The 16,746-nt window shown below is 52.5% G+C and carries 17 protein-coding genes, 1 pseudogene and 1 CRISPR repeat array (1 of these 19 cut by a window edge); of the genes and pseudogenes, 12 read left to right on the plus strand and 6 right to left on the minus strand.

The genetic code is table 11. From position 1 onward, the window contains the following. A CRISPR array of direct repeats spans positions 1 to 353; the repeat unit is 29 nt; unit sequence GAGTTCCCCGCGCCAGCGGGGATAAACCG (it extends 410 nt beyond the left edge of the window). Between the two features lie 82 nt (positions 354 to 435). Further along, positions 436 to 1,473, minus strand: coding sequence for an alkaline phosphatase isozyme conversion aminopeptidase (gene iap / locus KXD89_RS04810; protein ID WP_000490428.1), 1,038 nt, complete (start codon positions 1,471 to 1,473; stop codon positions 436 to 438). A 251-nt stretch (positions 1,474 to 1,724) separates the two neighbouring features. On the opposite strand from iap, the gene cysD reads away from it, so the two are divergent. The 12 genes and pseudogenes from cysD to rpoS all read left to right on the plus strand — a co-directional run bounded on the left by cysD (position 1,725) and on the right by rpoS (position 11,495). Continuing rightward, positions 1,725 to 2,633 carry a sulfate adenylyltransferase subunit CysD gene (gene cysD, locus KXD89_RS04815; RefSeq protein WP_000372108.1) on the plus strand — a complete coding sequence of 303 codons (909 nt, stop codon included), beginning with the start codon at positions 1,725 to 1,727 and terminating at the stop codon, positions 2,631 to 2,633. A 1-nt stretch (position 2,634) separates the two neighbouring features. Then, entirely contained in the window at positions 2,635 to 4,062 is a 1,428-nt protein-coding gene (gene cysN, locus KXD89_RS04820) for a sulfate adenylyltransferase subunit CysN (RefSeq protein WP_001090361.1), read from the plus strand. Continuing rightward, a complete protein-coding gene (cysC, locus tag KXD89_RS04825) occupies positions 4,062 to 4,667 on the plus strand; it encodes an adenylyl-sulfate kinase (protein ID WP_001173673.1) in 606 nt (201 codons plus the stop codon). The genes cysN and cysC overlap by 1 nt, the downstream gene beginning before the upstream one ends. Before the next feature lie 49 nt (positions 4,668 to 4,716). Beyond that, positions 4,717 to 5,040: a DUF3561 family protein gene (locus tag KXD89_RS04830; protein WP_001246104.1), complete on the plus strand. Its 324-nt coding sequence runs from the start codon at positions 4,717 to 4,719 to the stop codon at positions 5,038 to 5,040. 193 nt (positions 5,041 to 5,233) lie between these two features. Continuing rightward, a complete protein-coding gene (ftsB, locus tag KXD89_RS04835) occupies positions 5,234 to 5,545 on the plus strand; it encodes a cell division protein FtsB (RefSeq protein WP_000517476.1) in 312 nt (103 codons plus the stop codon). Between the two features lie 18 nt (positions 5,546 to 5,563). After that, positions 5,564 to 6,274, plus strand: coding sequence for a 2-C-methyl-D-erythritol 4-phosphate cytidylyltransferase (gene ispD, locus KXD89_RS04840; protein WP_000246138.1), 711 nt, complete (start codon positions 5,564 to 5,566; stop codon positions 6,272 to 6,274). Further along, positions 6,274 to 6,753, plus strand: a complete 480-nt coding sequence (ispF, locus tag KXD89_RS04845; RefSeq protein WP_001219242.1) for a 2-C-methyl-D-erythritol 2,4-cyclodiphosphate synthase — start codon at positions 6,274 to 6,276, stop codon at positions 6,751 to 6,753. The genes ispD and ispF overlap by 1 nt, the downstream gene beginning before the upstream one ends. Then, a complete protein-coding gene (gene truD / locus KXD89_RS04850) occupies positions 6,750 to 7,799 on the plus strand; it encodes a tRNA pseudouridine(13) synthase TruD (RefSeq protein ID WP_000568943.1) in 1,050 nt (349 codons plus the stop codon). The genes ispF and truD overlap by 4 nt, the downstream gene beginning before the upstream one ends. Then, a complete protein-coding gene (gene surE, locus KXD89_RS04855) occupies positions 7,780 to 8,541 on the plus strand; it encodes a 5'/3'-nucleotidase SurE (protein ID WP_001295182.1) in 762 nt (253 codons plus the stop codon). Before truD ends, surE begins: the two co-directional genes overlap by 20 nt. Next, entirely contained in the window at positions 8,535 to 9,161 is a 627-nt protein-coding gene (gene pcm, locus KXD89_RS04860) for a protein-L-isoaspartate O-methyltransferase (RefSeq protein WP_000254708.1), read from the plus strand. The genes surE and pcm overlap by 7 nt, the downstream gene beginning before the upstream one ends. Before the next feature lie 184 nt (positions 9,162 to 9,345). Then, positions 9,346 to 10,440 carry a murein hydrolase activator NlpD gene (gene nlpD / locus KXD89_RS04865; protein ID WP_306174120.1) on the plus strand — a complete coding sequence of 365 codons (1,095 nt, stop codon included), beginning with the start codon at positions 9,346 to 9,348 and terminating at the stop codon, positions 10,438 to 10,440. A gap of 62 nt (positions 10,441 to 10,502) precedes the next feature. Beyond that, positions 10,503 to 11,495, plus strand: a pseudogene (gene rpoS / locus KXD89_RS04870) (RNA polymerase sigma factor RpoS). 93 nt (positions 11,496 to 11,588) lie between these two features. On the opposite strand, the gene KXD89_RS04875 reads toward rpoS, so the two are convergent. From KXD89_RS04875 to ltnD, 5 genes are all read right to left on the minus strand, one after another. Continuing rightward, on the minus strand, positions 11,589 to 12,953 hold the full coding sequence (locus KXD89_RS04875; RefSeq protein ID WP_000104441.1) for a GntP family transporter: 1,365 nt from the start codon (positions 12,951 to 12,953) through the stop codon (positions 11,589 to 11,591). Positions 12,954 to 13,041: 88 nt separating this feature from the next. Then, positions 13,042 to 13,818 carry an HPr family phosphocarrier protein gene (locus KXD89_RS04880; protein WP_001136934.1) on the minus strand — a complete coding sequence of 259 codons (777 nt, stop codon included), beginning with the start codon at positions 13,816 to 13,818 and terminating at the stop codon, positions 13,042 to 13,044. A gap of 4 nt (positions 13,819 to 13,822) precedes the next feature. Next, positions 13,823 to 14,461 (minus strand): aldolase, encoded by a 639-nt coding sequence (locus KXD89_RS04885; RefSeq protein ID WP_001278994.1) that lies wholly within the window; start codon positions 14,459 to 14,461, stop codon positions 13,823 to 13,825. 91 nt (positions 14,462 to 14,552) lie between these two features. Further along, positions 14,553 to 15,719, minus strand: coding sequence for a 3-oxo-tetronate kinase (gene otnK / locus KXD89_RS04890; RefSeq protein ID WP_001393459.1), 1,167 nt, complete (start codon positions 15,717 to 15,719; stop codon positions 14,553 to 14,555). Further along, complete coding sequence (ltnD, locus tag KXD89_RS04895) at positions 15,716 to 16,624, minus strand: L-threonate dehydrogenase (RefSeq protein WP_000848004.1); 909 nt, start codon at positions 16,622 to 16,624, stop codon at positions 15,716 to 15,718. The genes otnK and ltnD overlap by 4 nt, the downstream gene beginning before the upstream one ends. Positions 16,625 to 16,746: the final 122 nt, after the last annotated feature.

The raw sequence follows: 16,746 nt of genomic DNA on the forward strand, positions 1-16,746 counted from the left end.
AGAGATTGCCAGCCAGCTTGAGTTCCCCGCGCCAGCGGGGATAAACCGCTGCTGGAGCTGGCTGCAAGGCAAGCCGCCCAGAGTTCCCCGCGCCAGCGGGGATAAACCGGGGGGCGCATGACCGTAAACATTATCCCCCGGGAGTTCCCCGCGCCAGCGGGGATAAACCGGGAGTTCAGACATAGGTGGAATGATGGACTACGAGTTCCCCGCGTTAGCGGGGATAAACCGCCCGGTAGCCAGGTTTGCAACGCCTGAACCGAGAGTTCCCCGCGCCAGCAGGGATAAACCGGCAACGACGGTGAGATTTCACGCCTGACGCTGGTGTTCCCCGCATCAGCGGGGATAAACCGGGCGCACTGGATGCGATGATGGATATCACTTGGAGTTCCCCCGCCTCTGCGGTAGAACTCCCAGCTCCCATTTTCAAACCCATCAAGACGCCTTCGCCAACTCCTTCACCAGAGGTAGCATTATCCGCATAACGTCACGGCAGCGACGTTCTATTCTTCCAGGAAGAGCCTTATCAATATGTTGGTGATTATCCAGTCTTACGTCATGCCAGCTATTTCCCGCCGGGAAGGCAGGTGTTTTTGCGCGTTGCTGATAACCATCCTTATTCCCAAGATTCCAGTTAGTCGCTTCCACCGAAAGTACAGCAATGCCCGCTTTGTCGAATATTTCTGCGTCATTACAACACCCAGTGCCTTTCGGATAATTTTTATTCAAACCCGGATTGGTCGTTGCGGCTATTCCGTGACTGCGCGCAATTGCCAGCGCCCTGTCGCGCGTTAATTTCCTTACTGCCTCAGGGGTTTTTACACCGCTGTTGAAATACAATTTATCGCCAACAATTAAGTTATCGAGATTAATCACCAGCAGCGTATTTTTCTTTTCGGTGTCACTCATCCGCTTGAGTAAATTCTCAGCGCCTAATTTCCCTTCCTCTTCGCCGCTGGTCGCCACAAATCGAATACCATACTCGGTAGGCGTATTTTTCAGGCGTTCTGCCAATTCCAGCATGACACCTAAACCTGCGGCGTTATCATCCATTCCTTGTAACGTCAGCCCGCCGAGATTGGCATCGGCGTCAGCATCGCTCAGCGGGGCGTAAGTATCCAGATGCGCCATAATGATGATCTGCTGCGGCGCTTTGCCTTCATGAGCGGCAATCACCGTACTTCCCGTCACGTTATGCCAGCTCTTACGATTATCGCGGGCGGTATAAATATACCGACTATTAAATGTCCGAATATCACTGCGATAACCCATTTGCTGAAACTGTTGGCGAATATAATCGGCAGATAACATTTCTGCAGGAGTTCCGGTCATGCGTCCCGGAAAGAAAGTAGCAATATGTCGTGCCTGAGTATTAGCAAAATCGCCAGGTTTAGGTGACGAGGCGTGTACGGGGAGAATAAAGCATACGCCGAGCGCCAGGGCAGCGGTACGGTGGCGCAATGCGGAAAACATAGTGAGTCCTTAAATACCATGCAAATTTTTTTACCGCCATAGTATGAAACTGCCGCTGCGCTAAAACAATTTCAAATCTTCCTAAACGCCCGAAATCCGGTGCCTTAAGCACTTTTTGATATTAGCTTTGCCAAATCGTTATTCCGTTAAGGAACTACTCATTCTAATTGGTAATTTCATTCGTTCTCTTACGCTCCCTATAGTCGAAACATCTGATGGCAAGAAAATAGCGGTATTGCAAAGGAACGGTTATGGATCAAATACGACTTACTCACCTGCGGCAACTGGAGGCGGAAAGCATCCACATTATTCGCGAGGTGGCGGCAGAATTCTCAAATCCGGTGATGCTCTACTCTATCGGTAAAGATTCCAGCGTCATGCTGCATCTGGCGCGCAAGGCGTTTTATCCAGGTACGCTGCCTTTCCCGTTGCTGCATGTCGATACCGGCTGGAAATTCCGCGAGATGTATGAGTTCCGCGATCGTACTGCTAAAGCCTACGGCTGCGAACTGCTGGTGCATAAAAACCCGGAAGGCGTGGCGATGGGGATTAATCCATTCGTGCACGGCAGCGCGAAACATACCGATATTATGAAAACTGAAGGCCTGAAACAGGCGCTGAACAAATACGGTTTTGATGCCGCCTTCGGTGGTGCGCGCCGTGACGAAGAGAAATCCCGCGCTAAAGAGCGAATTTACTCTTTCCGTGACCGCTTCCATCGCTGGGATCCGAAAAATCAGCGCCCGGAGCTGTGGCACAACTACAACGGGCAAATTAACAAAGGCGAAAGCATCCGCGTCTTCCCGCTCTCTAACTGGACCGAGCAGGATATCTGGCAATACATCTGGCTGGAAAATATCGACATTGTTCCGCTATATCTCGCTGCGGAACGTCCGGTTCTGGAACGCGACGGTATGTTGATGATGATTGATGACAACCGTATCGACCTGCAACCGGGCGAAGTGATTAAAAAACGGATGGTGCGTTTCCGTACGCTGGGCTGCTGGCCGCTGACCGGTGCGGTGGAGTCAAATGCACAAACACTGCCGGAAATCATCGAAGAGATGCTGGTTTCCACCACCAGTGAACGTCAGGGCCGCGTGATTGACCGCGACCAGGCGGGGTCTATGGAGCTGAAAAAACGTCAGGGGTATTTTTAAGATGAACACCGCACTTGCACAACAAATCGCCAATGAAGGCGGCGTCGAAGCCTGGATGATTGCGCAACAACATAAAAGCCTGCTGCGTTTTCTGACCTGTGGTAGCGTCGATGACGGCAAAAGTACTCTGATTGGTCGTCTGCTGCACGATACCCGCCAAATCTACGAAGATCAGCTCTCATCGCTGCATAACGACAGTAAGCGTCACGGCACCCAGGGCGAAAAGCTGGATCTGGCTCTGCTGGTGGACGGCCTGCAAGCTGAGCGCGAACAGGGCATCACCATTGACGTGGCCTACCGCTATTTCTCTACCGAGAAGCGTAAATTTATTATCGCCGACACCCCAGGGCACGAGCAGTACACCCGCAATATGGCGACTGGCGCATCGACATGTGAACTGGCGATCTTACTGATCGATGCCCGTAAAGGCGTGCTCGATCAAACCCGTCGTCACAGTTTTATCTCCACACTGTTGGGGATCAAACATCTGGTCGTGGCGATCAACAAAATGGATCTGGTGGATTACAGTGAAGAGACGTTCACCCGTATTCGTGAAGATTATTTGACCTTTGCCGGGCAGCTGCCGGGTAATCTGGATATCCGCTTTGTGCCGCTCTCTGCACTGGAAGGCGACAACGTGGCATCGCAAAGTGAAAGTATGCCGTGGTACAGCGGTCCGACACTGCTCGAAGTGCTGGAAACCGTGGAGATCCAGCGAGTGGTGGATGCTCAGCCAATGCGCTTCCCGGTGCAGTACGTTAATCGCCCGAATCTCGATTTTCGTGGTTACGCCGGAACGCTGGCATCCGGTCGCGTGGAAGTCGGGCAACGTGTCAAAGTGCTGCCCTCTGGTGTGGAATCAAACGTCGCGCGGATCGTGACTTTTGATGGTGATCGCGAAGAAGCCTTTGCCGGAGAAGCGATCACCCTGGTGCTGACGGATGAGATCGACATCAGCCGTGGCGATCTGCTGCTGGCGGCAGACGAAGCGTTACCGGCGGTGCAGAGCGCGTCGGTGGATGTGGTATGGATGGCGGAACAGCCGCTTTCTCCAGGGCAGAGTTACGACATCAAAATTGCCGGTAAGAAGACGCGCGCGCGTGTTGATGGCATTCGCTATCAGGTTGATATTAATAACCTTACCCAGCGTGAAGTTGAAAACCTGCCACTGAATGGGATCGGCCTCGTGGATCTCACTTTTGACGAGCCGCTGGTGTTAGATCGTTATCAACAAAATCCGGTGACGGGTGGGCTGATTTTTATCGATCGCCTGAGCAATGTGACCGTGGGTGCCGGTATGGTGCACGAGCCAGTTAGCCAGGCAACTGCTGCGCCATCTGAATTCAGTGCATTCGAACTGGAATTGAATGCTCTGGTTCGTCGCCACTTTCCGCACTGGGGCGCGCGCGATTTGCTGGGGGATAAATAATGGCGCTGCATGACGAAAACGTCGTCTGGCATAGCCATCCGGTCACTGTGCAACAACGCGAGCTACACCACGGTCATCGTGGTGTAGTGCTGTGGTTTACCGGCCTCTCCGGGTCCGGTAAATCAACGGTCGCCGGGGCGCTGGAGGAGGCGTTACATAAACTCGGCGTCAGTACGTATCTGCTGGATGGCGACAATGTTCGCCACGGATTATGCAGCGATCTCGGTTTTAGCGATGCCGATCGTAAAGAGAATATCCGTCGCGTCGGTGAAGTGGCGAATTTGATGGTTGAAGCCGGACTGGTGGTGCTGACCGCATTTATCTCGCCACACCGCGCCGAACGCCAGATGGTTCGCGAACGCGTAGGAGAAGGGCGCTTTATCGAAGTGTTTGTCGATACGCCGCTGGCGATTTGCGAAGCCCGCGATCCCAAAGGCTTATATAAGAAAGCGCGTGCCGGTGAACTGCGCAACTTTACGGGAATAGATTCCGTTTACGAAGCGCCTGAATCGGCAGAAATTCATCTCAATGGTGAACAATTAGTAACAAATTTGGTACAGCAATTATTAGATCTGTTGAGACAGAACGATATTATCAGATCCTGAGACACCACCGGGTTTCCATGCCCGGTTCGTCAAAGTAACAGGATCAAATATGCGTAATAGCCATAACATTACACTAACAAATAACGACAGCCTTACTGAGGATGAAGAAACCACATGGTCACTGCCTGGTGCCGTGGTCGGTTTTATCTCCTGGTTATTTGCGCTGGCGATGCCGATGTTGATTTATGGCTCTAACACGCTGTTCTTCTTTATCTACACCTGGCCTTTCTTTCTGGCGCTGATGCCCGTCGCGGTAGTGGTGGGGATTGCGCTGCATTCATTGATGGACGGAAAGCTACGCTACAGTATTGTTTTCACCCTGGTGACAGTAGGCATTATGTTTGGCGCACTGTTTATGTGGCTACTGGGCTAATTTGTACTTTCCCGTCTCCTCTGTTCATAATTCAAACCGTAACTAATAATGAGATTATGTTCTGCACGCCCTGGGTATACGTAACAATGGACAAATGTGGTACATTTGCCCGCGTTGTCGCGGTATCCCCAACAGAGGATGTAGAGTCGTCTTCGGATGCATGGGATGATGATGCCGTTTTTCAGGGGGCAGGATGGGTAAACTAACGCTGCTGTTGCTGGCTATTCTGGTCTGGCTACAGTATTCGCTGTGGTTCGGTAAGAACGGTATACATGACTATACCCGCGTCAATGATGATGTGGCGGCACAGCAAGCTACAAACGCGAAACTTAAAGCGCGAAACGATCAACTTTTTGCCGAAATTGACGATCTCAATGGCGGCCAGGAGGCGCTCGAAGAGCGTGCGCGTAATGAACTCAGCATGACCAGGCCGGGCGAAACTTTTTATCGTCTGGTGCCTGACGCGTCGAAGCGCGCACAGTCTGCGGGGCAAAACAATCGATAAATCAGCCCGGGAATTAACATGGCAACCACTCATTTGGATGTTTGCGCCGTGGTTCCGGCGGCCGGATTTGGCCGTCGAATGCAAACGGAATGTCCTAAGCAATATCTCTCAATCGGTAATCAAACCATTCTTGAACACTCGGTGCATGCGCTGCTGGCGCATCCCCGGGTGAAACGTGTCGTCATTGCCATAAGTCCTGGCGATAGCCGTTTTGCACAACTTCCTCTGGCGAATCATCCGCAAATCACCGTTGTAGATGGCGGTGATGAGCGTGCCGATTCCGTGCTGGCAGGTCTGAAAGCCGCTGGCGACGCGCAGTGGGTATTGGTGCATGACGCCGCTCGTCCTTGTTTGCATCAGGATGACCTCGCGCGATTGTTGGCGTTGAGCGAAACCAGCCGCACGGGGGGGATCCTCGCCGCACCAGTGCGCGATACTATGAAACGTGCCGAACCGGGCAAAAATGCCATTGCTCATACCGTTGATCGCAACGGCTTATGGCACGCGCTGACGCCGCAATTTTTCCCTCGTGAGCTGTTACATGACTGTCTGACGCGCGCTCTAAATGAAGGCGCGACTATTACCGACGAAGCCTCGGCGCTGGAATATTGCGGATTCCATCCTCAGTTGGTCGAAGGCCGTGCGGATAACATTAAAGTCACGCGCCCGGAAGATTTGGCACTGGCCGAGTTTTACCTCACCCGAACCATCCATCAGGAGAATACATAATGCGAATTGGACACGGTTTTGACGTACATGCCTTTGGCGGTGAAGGCCCAATTATCATTGGTGGCGTACGCATTCCTTACGAAAAAGGATTGCTGGCGCATTCTGATGGCGACGTGGCGCTCCATGCGTTGACCGATGCATTGCTTGGCGCGGCGGCGCTGGGGGATATCGGCAAGCTGTTCCCGGATACCGATCCGGCATTTAAAGGTGCCGATAGCCGCGAGCTGCTACGCGAAGCCTGGCGTCGTATTCAGGCGAAGGGTTATACCCTTGGCAACGTCGATGTCACTATCATCGCTCAGGCACCGAAGATGTTGCCGCACATTCCACAAATGCGCGTGTTTATTGCCGAAGATCTCGGCTGCCATATGGATGATGTTAACGTGAAAGCCACTACTACGGAAAAACTGGGATTTACCGGACGTGGGGAAGGGATTGCCTGTGAAGCGGTGGCGCTACTCATTAAGGCAACAAAATGATTGAGTTTGATAATCTCACTTACCTCCACGGTAAACCGCAAGGCACCGGGCTGCTGAAAGCCAATCCGGAAGACTTTGTGGTGGTGGAAGATTTGGGCTTTGAGCCTGATGGTGAAGGTGAGCATATTCTGGTTAGAATCCTCAAAAACGGCTGCAATACCCGTTTTGTGGCGGATGCACTGGCGAAATTCCTGAAAATTCATGCCCGTGAAGTCAGCTTCGCTGGGCAAAAAGACAAACATGCTGTTACGGAACAGTGGTTATGCGCTCGCGTGCCGGGCAAGGAAATGCCCGATCTGAGCGCCTTTCAACTGGAAGGCTGCCAGGTGCTGGAGTATGCGCGGCACAAGCGCAAGCTGCGTTTAGGCGCGCTGAAAGGTAACGCCTTTACCCTGGTTCTGCGCGAAGTGAGCAATCGCGATGACGTTGAACAACGTCTGATCGATATTTGCGTAAAAGGTGTACCGAACTACTTCGGTGCCCAACGTTTTGGGATTGGCGGTAGCAACTTGCAGGGGGCGCAGCGCTGGGCGCAAACCAATACTCCGGTGCGCGATCGCAATAAACGGAGTTTTTGGTTGTCGGCAGCCCGCAGTGCGTTGTTTAATCAGATTGTTGCTGAGCGCCTCAAAAAAGCAGACGTTAATCAAGTTGTTGACGGCGATGCGCTACAATTAGCCGGACGTGGTAGCTGGTTTGTCGCAACCACCGAAGAACTGGCGGAATTACAGCGTCGCGTCAACGATAAAGAGTTGATGATAACCGCCGCATTGCCAGGCAGTGGCGAATGGGGAACTCAGCGTGAAGCGCTGGCATTCGAACAAGCAGCTGTCGCCGCAGAAACTGAATTACAAGCTTTACTGGTGCGCGAAAAAGTTGAAGCCGCGCGCAGAGCGATGCTGCTGTATCCGCAACAATTAAGCTGGAATTGGTGGGATGACGTCACCGTAGAGATCCGTTTCTGGCTTCCGGCGGGTAGTTTTGCAACCAGCGTTGTCAGGGAACTTATCAACACAACAGGTGATTATGCGCATATTGCTGAGTAATGATGACGGGGTACATGCACCCGGTATACAAACGCTGGCGAAAGCCTTGCGTGAGTTTGCTGACGTTCAGGTGGTCGCCCCCGATCGTAACCGCAGCGGCGCTTCAAATTCTCTGACACTGGAATCCTCCCTGCGCACGTTTACCTTTGAAAATGGTGATATTGCTGTGCAAATGGGAACCCCGACCGATTGCGTCTATCTTGGCGTGAATGCTCTGATGCGTCCGCGCCCGGACATTGTTGTGTCCGGAATTAACGCCGGGCCGAATCTGGGGGATGATGTTATTTATTCCGGTACGGTAGCCGCCGCGATGGAAGGCCGTCATTTAGGTTTTCCGGCGCTTGCCGTCTCGCTTGACGGGCATAAACATTACGACACTGCCGCGGCGGTAACCTGTTCAATTTTGCGCGCACTGTGTAAAGAGCCGCTGCGCACCGGGCGTATTCTTAATATTAACGTTCCGGATTTACCCTTGGATCAAATCAAAGGTATTCGCGTGACGCGCTGCGGTACACGACATCCGGCAGATCAGGTGATCCCGCAGCAAGATCCGCGCGGCAATACGCTGTACTGGATTGGCCCGCCGGGCGGTAAATGTGATGCTGGTCCGGGGACCGATTTTGCTGCGGTAGATGAGGGCTATGTCTCCATCACGCCGCTGCATGTGGATTTAACTGCGCATAGCGCGCAAGATGTGGTTTCAGACTGGTTAAACAGCGTGGGAGTTGGCACGCAATGGTAAGCAGACGCGTACAAGCACTTCTGGATCAATTACGTGCGCAAGGTATTCAGGATGAGCAGGTGCTGAATGCACTTGCCGCCGTGCCGCGTGAAAAATTCGTTGATGAAGCGTTTGAACAAAAAGCCTGGGACAATATCGCTTTGCCGATAGGTCAGGGGCAGACAATTTCGCAGCCATATATGGTGGCGCGAATGACCGAATTACTCGAGCTGACGCCGCAGTCGCGGGTGCTGGAAATTGGCACCGGTTCGGGATATCAAACGGCAATCCTGGCGCATCTTGTCCAGCATGTTTGCTCGGTTGAACGGATTAAAGGCTTGCAGTGGCAGGCACGTCGCCGCCTGAAAAATCTTGATTTACATAATGTTTCAACCCGTCATGGCGATGGATGGCAAGGTTGGCAGGCACGTGCGCCGTTTGACGCTATCATTGTTACGGCGGCACCGCCGGAAATTCCAACTGCGCTAATGACGCAGCTGGACGAAGGCGGGATTCTCGTCTTACCCGTAGGGGAGGAGCACCAGTATTTGAAACGGGTGCGTCGTCGGGGAGGCGAATTTATTATCGATACCGTGGAGGCCGTGCGCTTTGTCCCTTTAGTGAAGGGTGAGCTGGCTTAAAACGTGAGGAAATACCTGGATTTTTCCTGGTTATTTTGCCGCAGGTCAGCGTATCGTGAACATCTTTTCCAGTGTTCAGTAGGGTGCCTTGCACGGTAATTATGTCACTGGTTATTAACCAATTTTTCCTGGGGGATAAATGAGCGCGGGAAGCCCAAAATTCACCGTTCGCCGCATTGCGGCTTTGTCACTGGTTTCGCTATGGCTGGCAGGCTGTTCTGACACTTCAAATCCACCGGCACCGGTCAGCTCCGTTAATGGCAATGCGCCTGCAAATACTAATTCTGGTATGTTGATTACGCCGCCGCCGAAAATGGGGACGACGTCTACAGCGCAGCAACCGCAAATTCAGCCGGTGCAGCAGCCACAAATTCAGGCTACTCAACAACCGCAAATCCAGCCAGTGCAGCCAGTAGCTCAGCAGCCGGTACAGATGGAAAACGGACGCATCGTCTATAACCGTCAGTATGGGAACATTCCGAAAGGCAGTTATAGCGGCAGTACCTATACCGTGAAAAAAGGCGACACACTTTTCTATATCGCCTGGATTACTGGCAACGATTTCCGTGACCTTGCTCAGCGCAACAATATTCAGGCACCATACGCGCTGAACGTTGGTCAGACCTTGCAGGTGGGTAATGCTTCCGGTACGCCAATCACTGGCGGAAATGCCATTACCCAGGCCGACGCAGCAGAGCAAGGAGTTGTGATCAAGCCTGCACAAAATTCCACCGTTGCTGTTGCGTCGCAACCGACAATTACGTATTCTGAGTCTTCGGGTGAACAGAGTGCTAACAAAATGTTGCCGAACAACAAGCCAACTGCGACCACGGTCACAGCGCCTGTAACGGTACCAACAGCAAGCACAACCGAGCCGACTGTCAGCAGTACATCAACCAGTACGCCTATCTCCACCTGGCGCTGGCCGACTGAGGGCAAAGTGATCGAAACCTTTGGCGCTTCTGAGGGGGGCAACAAGGGGATTGATATCGCAGGCAGCAAAGGACAGGCAATTATCGCGACCGCAGATGGCCGCGTTGTTTATGCTGGTAACGCGCTGCGCGGCTACGGTAATCTGATTATCATCAAACATAATGATGATTACCTGAGTGCCTACGCCCATAACGACACAATGCTGGTCCGGGAACAACAAGAAGTTAAGGCGGGGCAAAAAATAGCGACCATGGGTAGCACCGGAACCAGTTCAACACGCTTGCATTTTGAAATTCGTTACAAGGGGAAATCCGTAAACCCGCTGCGTTATTTGCCGCAGCGATAAATCGGCGGAACCAGGCTTTTGCTTGAATGTTCCGTCAAGGGATCACGGGTAGGAGCCACCTTATGAGTCAGAATACGCTGAAAGTTCATGATTTAAATGAAGATGCGGAATTTGATGAGAACGGAGTTGAGGTTTTTGACGAAAAGGCCTTAGTAGAATAGGAACCCAGTGATAACGATTTGGCCGAAGAGGAACTGTTATCGCAGGGAGCCACACAGCGTGTGTTGGACGCGACTCAGCTTTACCTTGGTGAGATTGGTTATTCACCACTGTTAACGGCCGAAGAAGAAGTTTATTTTGCGCGTCGCGCACTGCGTGGAGATGTCGCCTCTCGCCGCCGGATGATCGAGAGTAACTTGCGTCTGGTGGTAAAAATTGCCCGCCGTTATGGCAATCGTGGTCTGGCGTTGCTGGACCTTATCGAAGAGGGCAACCTGGGGCTGATCCGCGCGGTAGAGAAGTTTGACCAGGAACGTGGTTTCCGCTTCTCAACATACGCAACCTGGTGGATTCGCCAGACGATTGAACGGGCGATTATGAACCAAACCCGTACTATTCGTTTGCCGATTCACATCGTAAAGGAGCTGAACGTTTACCTGCGAACCGCACGTGAGTTGTCCCATAAGCTGGACCATGAACCAAGTGCGGAAGAGATCGCAGAGCAACTGGATAAGCCAGTTGATGACGTCAGCCGTATGCTTCGTCTTAACGAGCGCATTACCTCGGTAGACACCCCGCTGGGTGGTGATTCCGAAAAAGCGTTGCTGGACATCCTGGCCGATGAAAAAGAGAACGGTCCGGAAGATACCACGCAAGATGACGATATGAAGCAGAGCATCGTCAAATGGCTGTTCGAGCTGAACGCCAAACAGCGTGAAGTGCTGGCACGTCGATTCGGTTTGCTGGGGTACGAAGCGGCAACACTGGAAGATGTAGGTCGTGAAATTGGCCTCACCCGTGAACGTGTTCGCCAGATTCAGGTTGAAGGCCTGCGCCGTTTGCGCGAAATCCTGCAAACGCAGGGGCTGAATATCGAAGCGCTGTTCCGCGAGTAAGTAAGCATCTGTCAGAAAGGCCAGTCTCAAGCGAGGCTGGCCTTTTCTGTGCACAATAAAAGGTCCGATGCCCATCGGACCTTTTTATTAAGGTCAAATTACCGCCCATACGCACCAGGTAATTAAGAATCCGGTAAAACCGAGAATGGTCGTTAACACTGTCCAGGTTTTCAGACCGTCTGCTACCGACAACCCCAGATATTTGGTCACAATCCAGAACCCTGAGTCATTAATATGTGACGCACCAAGCCCACCAAAGCAGGCTGCCAGCGTCACCAATACGCACTGAATCGGATTCAATCCCATCACCGCTTCTGAGAGTAACCCGCCGGTTGTCAGTATTGCTACGGTTGCTGACCCCTGCGATGCACGCAGCGCCAGTGAAATAATAAATGCGGCTGGTAACAGAGGCAGGTCAATCATTTGTAGCATGTTGGCAAGGGCTTTGCCGACGCCCGATTCCACCAGCACTTTGCCAAATACCCCTCCAGCACCAGTAACCAAAATCACTACCGCCGCAGTAGGAAGCGCTGAGCCCATAATGTCGCTGGTGTGTTGTAAGCTCCAGCCGCGACGTAAAGCCAATAACCAGAATGCCAGCACCAGCGCAATCATTAGAGCTACCATTGGTGAGCCGATCAGCTGTAGCGTACCAAGCAGGGGATGCGAAGGCGGCATCAGTGTTGCGGAAACCGTACCCGCCATGATAATCGCGATAGGAATAACAATTAGCGAGGTGACCAGCGCGACGCCCGGTGGATTTATTTTATCGCTTAATTTTGTCGCGCCTTCCTCACTGGCCGGAGCCAGTTGCATCTGTTCCAGTACTTCTACTGACATCGCATATTGGCGCTTATTGATTATTTTCGCTGCAAAGTAGCCAACAACCCCTACGGGAATAGAAATCGCAATACCGATGATGGTTAGCCAGCCGATGTCTGCGTGGAGTAACCCCGCTGCGGCGACAGGGCCTGGATGCGGCGGTACCGCCACGTGAACAGTGAGCATGATCCCAGCGACAGGCAGGCCAAATTTGAGTGGCGATATTTTGGCAACCTTGGCAAAACCGTAAATGATTGGCGCAAGAATAATAAAGCCGACATCAAAGAAGACGGGAATACCGAGGAAGAACGCTGCCAGAGTCAGCGCAGCGATAGTTCGTTTGTCACCTAACTTGCGACTGAAATAATTAGCCAGTGACTCTGCACCACCAGAGTGTTCGATCATACGCCCCAGCATAGCGCCCAGACCAATAATAATAGTGACGGAACCAAGCACACCGCCCATCCCGGCGATCATCACTTTACCCACTTCGCCCGCCGGTATACCTGCCGCAAGTGCGACTAACAGGCTGACGAGGAGCAAAGCAACGAATGGTTGTACCTTTGCCTTGATGACCAGCAGCAACAGCATGATTACGCCAGCTAACGCAATGCATAACAATGTAATTGTGGACATGGGAAACCCTGTCTGAAAGTTATAGTTAACCTACCCCATCCGTAGATGGGGGGATGTATGGGTACGTTGTAATTAGGGATTTAACGAATTAGCGCCAGGCGTCAAACCAGCCAAGCCCTTCTTCGGTGAGGCCACGAGGTTTATATTCACAACCGATCCAGCCCTGATATCCCACCTCATCGAACAGGCGGAACAGCCACGGATAGTTGATTTCTCCATCGTCCGGTTCATGTCGATCAGGTAGTCCGGCAATTTGTACGTGCGCATATTTCCCGGCGTAGTCGCGGATTAAATGCGTCAGGTTGCCATCTACTTTTTGCGCATGAAAAGTATCTAGTTGAATAAACACGTTATCTCGCGCAACCTCTTCAACAATAGCCAGTGCCTGATACTGGCTGGAGAAGAGATAATGAGGCTTAACGCCGGGGCTGAGTGCTTCAACTAATATTCGCTTGCCGTGTGGCGCAAAGCGGTCGGCAGCGTAGCGGATATTATCGATAAATACTGCCCGGTACCGTTCAGCATCTTCGCCAGCGGGCACGACGCCTGCCATCACATGGACTTGTTCACAATTGAGCGCCAATGCATATTCCAGTGCCAGGTCGATGTCTGCGTGTGCTTCGTGCTCACGTCCGGGAAGGGCGGATAATCCCCATTCCCCCGCATTAATATCTCCGGGAGCGGTATTGAACAGCGCCAGTGTCAGATGGTTTTGCTCCAGTTGCTTTTGGATTTGCAGGGTGGAGTAGTTATAGGGAAACAGAAATTCCACAGCATCGAACCCGGCTTTTCGCGCTGCGGCGAAGCGTTCAATAAAAGGCACTTCGGTGAACATCATGGATAAATTAGCTGCAAAACGAGGCATTGCATTAACTCCTTAATTCCGCAATTTCACCTGCGGTCAGATAACGGATCGGGCGGTCACCGAGAATAAAAATCAGCTTTGCCGTTTCCTCCAGCTCTTCCATATTGTTGGCGGCTTCTTGCAGGCTTTCACCGCAAACCACTGGGCCATGATTTGCCAGTAAAAAAGCCTGATTGTCTGCTGCCAGTTCCGCCAGATCCTGTGCGATGCGTTTATCGCCCGGTCGGTAATAAGGCACCAGCGGGACATTTCCCATCCGCATCACCACGTATGGTGTGAACGGACGAATAACGTTGCTGCTGTCCAGCCCTTGCAGGCAGGAAAGCGCCGTCGACCATGTGCTGTGCAAATGCACCACCGCTTTACAGCGCGGATTGTTGCGATACAGCGCCAGATGAAAGAGCACCTCTTTCGAGGGTTTGTCACCACTTAACCATTCGCCATCCGCGGCGACTTTGGAAAGCCGCTGCGGATCGAGATTGCCCAGGCATGAACCTGTCGGTGTCGCCAGTAAATTCCCGTCAGGTAAAAGCAGCGACAGATTGCCAGCCGAACCGGTTGCATAGCCGCGCTGAAAGAATGAACTGGCAATCCGCGTCATCTCCTCTCGCAAAGACTGCTCTACTTTTGCGAAATCGCTCATGATAAAAACTCTCTTTGGGCTCGTGAAAAAAAGGCGTCATCACCGAAGTTGCCAGATTTAAGGGCGAGTGAGACAGGCTTATCCAGTGCGTTTACCCACGGCACGCCGGGGAAATGGTTGGGCCAATATGAAACCCTTTTATTCCCAGGCTCTGTGTGACTACGCCGGAGGTCTCACCGCCTGCGACAATAAAGCGTGTCACGCCTTCCGCTGCTAACCGCGCCGCTAGTTGAGAAAACAGTGTTTCTACTGCCTGACTGGCTTTTTGTGCACCGTATTGCTGTTGAATTGCTGCCAATGCGTCAGTGCTGGCGGTGGCAAAAACCAGTGGAGCAAGTACACTTTCCTGGCCCAGAACCCACTCTGCCAGTTCGTGTGCATAAGCGGCCAGAGTTTCAATTGAGAGGCAGCGTGCCACATCAACTTCACGGGCTGGTGCAATTTGACGGTAATGTGCTACCTGGCGGTTGGTCATTTGAGAGCATGAACCGGAGAGCACTACGCCGCGCCCAGCGAGCGGACGCCCTGCTTTGCGAGCCTGGTTACCGTTTTCTTGCGCCCACTGCCGGGCCAGGCCAATCGCCAGACCAGAACCGCCCGTTACCAGTGGGGCATCGCGCAAGGCTTCTCCCTGAATTTCCAGATGGTGTTCGGTCAGCGCATCAAGCACCGCGTAGCGGTAGCCCTCTTGCTGTAAGCGAGCCAGCTCTTGACGAACGGCATCCACACCTTGTTCGAAAACATGTGCCGAAACGACGCCGCAGCGCCCTGTGGATTGCGCTTCAACCAGACGGGGAAGATAGCTGTCGGTCATGGGATTTACCGGGTGATGGCGCATCCCGGATTCGGCCAGCAGTTGATTCATTACGAACAAATACCCCTGATAAACCGTACGTCCGTTGACCGGCAGGGCCGGAGAGAAGACCGTAAACGGCGTGTCGAGAGCATCCATTAAGGCATCGGTAACCGGGCCAATATTACCTTTCGCCGTACTGTCGAAAGTAGAGCAGTATTTGAAATAGATCTGTTTGCAACCTTGCTGTTGCAACCAGCTCAGAGCCGCCAGCGATTGCTGTGTGGCTTCAACCACTGGACAGGAGCGCGTTTTCAGGCTGATCACCAGTGCGTCGATTGCTTCCGGCATTTTACCTGTTGGAACACCGTTAATTTGTACCGTTGGTAGACCGTTTTCCACCAGAAAACTGGCGATATCCGTCGCGCCGGTAAAATCATCGGCGATAACGCCAATCTTGATCATGATTTCGCTCCCGGTAGAGTGATGCCAGAGAAAATCTTGATAACTGCGCTATCGTCTTCTTTCCCGTAACCCGCGTTACTGGCGCTGGTGAACATATTCAATGCTGTTGAGGCCAATGGCAGCGGGAAGTGCAGGGCTTTGGCTGTATCGGCAACCAGACCAAGATCCTTAACAAAAATATCGACGGCTGAATGCGGGGTGTAATCGCCATCCACCACATGACGCATCCGGTTTTCGAACATCCAGGAATTTCCGGCGGCATTGGTCACGACGTCATACATCACATCCAGCGGGATCCCCGCACGGGCTGCAAGTGCCATCGCTTCGGCTCCGGCAGCAATATGTACGCCCGCTAACAACTGGTGAATAATTTTTACGGTCGAACCTAGTCCCGGTTCTGCACCTATGCGATAAACTTTTCCGGCAACGGCTTCCAGCACGGGTGCCAGTCGTTCAAAGGCAATATCGCTACCGGAGGCCATGACAGTCATTTCACCGTTAGCGGCTTTTACTGCACCACCAGAAACTGGCGCATCCAGCATTTCCAGATCGAATCCAGCCAGAGCGGTAGCAATTTCTTGCGCATCAGCACTAGCGATAGTGGAAGAAACCATTACTGCCGTACCGGGTTTCAGATGTTGTGCAACGCCTGTTTCACCAAACAGCACCTGTTTAACCTGGGCCGCATTGACCACCAGCACCAGCAGTGCGTCCAGTTTTTCGGCAAACGTCGCGGCGTTATCAGAAACCCCGCAAGCACCTGCCTCTTTCAACGTAGCGCAGGCATTGCTGTTCAGGTCTGCGCCCCAGGTAGAAAGACCTGCGCGGACATATGACAGTGCTGCTCCCATTCCCATTGACCCTAAGCCAACGATACCGACATGAAACTCAGATCCCGTTTTCATCTGCTCTCCTTGTTAATTTAAGTGATATTTTGTTTGATATTGTGAATATAAGCGCTGGAAGATAACGGTATGGTGATCTGATTCACATAAATTAACATTGTGTGTTATTTTATGTGAACTAA

The sequence above is a fragment of the Escherichia sp. TC-EC600-tetX4 genome (assembly GCF_019356055.1).
Taxonomy (GTDB): domain Bacteria; phylum Pseudomonadota; class Gammaproteobacteria; order Enterobacterales; family Enterobacteriaceae.

What these genes read in the sequence shown, in the direction of transcription:
- iap (WP_000490428.1), bottom strand. Translation starts at nt 1,473, where the DNA reads ATGTTTTCCGCATTGCGCCACCGTACCGCTGCCCTGGCGCTCGGCGTA.
- cysD (WP_000372108.1), top strand. Translation starts at nt 1,725, where the DNA reads ATGGATCAAATACGACTTACTCACCTGCGGCAACTGGAGGCGGAAAGC.
- cysN (WP_001090361.1), top strand. Translation starts at nt 2,635, where the DNA reads ATGAACACCGCACTTGCACAACAAATCGCCAATGAAGGCGGCGTCGAA.
- cysC (WP_001173673.1), top strand. Translation starts at nt 4,062, where the DNA reads ATGGCGCTGCATGACGAAAACGTCGTCTGGCATAGCCATCCGGTCACT.
- KXD89_RS04830 (WP_001246104.1), top strand. Translation starts at nt 4,717, where the DNA reads ATGCGTAATAGCCATAACATTACACTAACAAATAACGACAGCCTTACT.
- ftsB (WP_000517476.1), top strand. Translation starts at nt 5,234, where the DNA reads ATGGGTAAACTAACGCTGCTGTTGCTGGCTATTCTGGTCTGGCTACAG.
- ispD (WP_000246138.1), top strand. Translation starts at nt 5,564, where the DNA reads ATGGCAACCACTCATTTGGATGTTTGCGCCGTGGTTCCGGCGGCCGGA.
- ispF (WP_001219242.1), top strand. Translation starts at nt 6,274, where the DNA reads ATGCGAATTGGACACGGTTTTGACGTACATGCCTTTGGCGGTGAAGGC.
- truD (WP_000568943.1), top strand. Translation starts at nt 6,750, where the DNA reads ATGATTGAGTTTGATAATCTCACTTACCTCCACGGTAAACCGCAAGGC.
- surE (WP_001295182.1), top strand. Translation starts at nt 7,780, where the DNA reads ATGCGCATATTGCTGAGTAATGATGACGGGGTACATGCACCCGGTATA.
- pcm (WP_000254708.1), top strand. Translation starts at nt 8,535, where the DNA reads ATGGTAAGCAGACGCGTACAAGCACTTCTGGATCAATTACGTGCGCAA.
- KXD89_RS04875 (WP_000104441.1), bottom strand. Translation starts at nt 12,953, where the DNA reads ATGTCCACAATTACATTGTTATGCATTGCGTTAGCTGGCGTAATCATG.
- KXD89_RS04880 (WP_001136934.1), bottom strand. Translation starts at nt 13,818, where the DNA reads ATGCCTCGTTTTGCAGCTAATTTATCCATGATGTTCACCGAAGTGCCT.
- KXD89_RS04885 (WP_001278994.1), bottom strand. Translation starts at nt 14,461, where the DNA reads ATGAGCGATTTCGCAAAAGTAGAGCAGTCTTTGCGAGAGGAGATGACG.
- otnK (WP_001393459.1), bottom strand. Translation starts at nt 15,719, where the DNA reads ATGATCAAGATTGGCGTTATCGCCGATGATTTTACCGGCGCGACGGAT.
- ltnD (WP_000848004.1), bottom strand. Translation starts at nt 16,624, where the DNA reads ATGAAAACGGGATCTGAGTTTCATGTCGGTATCGTTGGCTTAGGGTCA.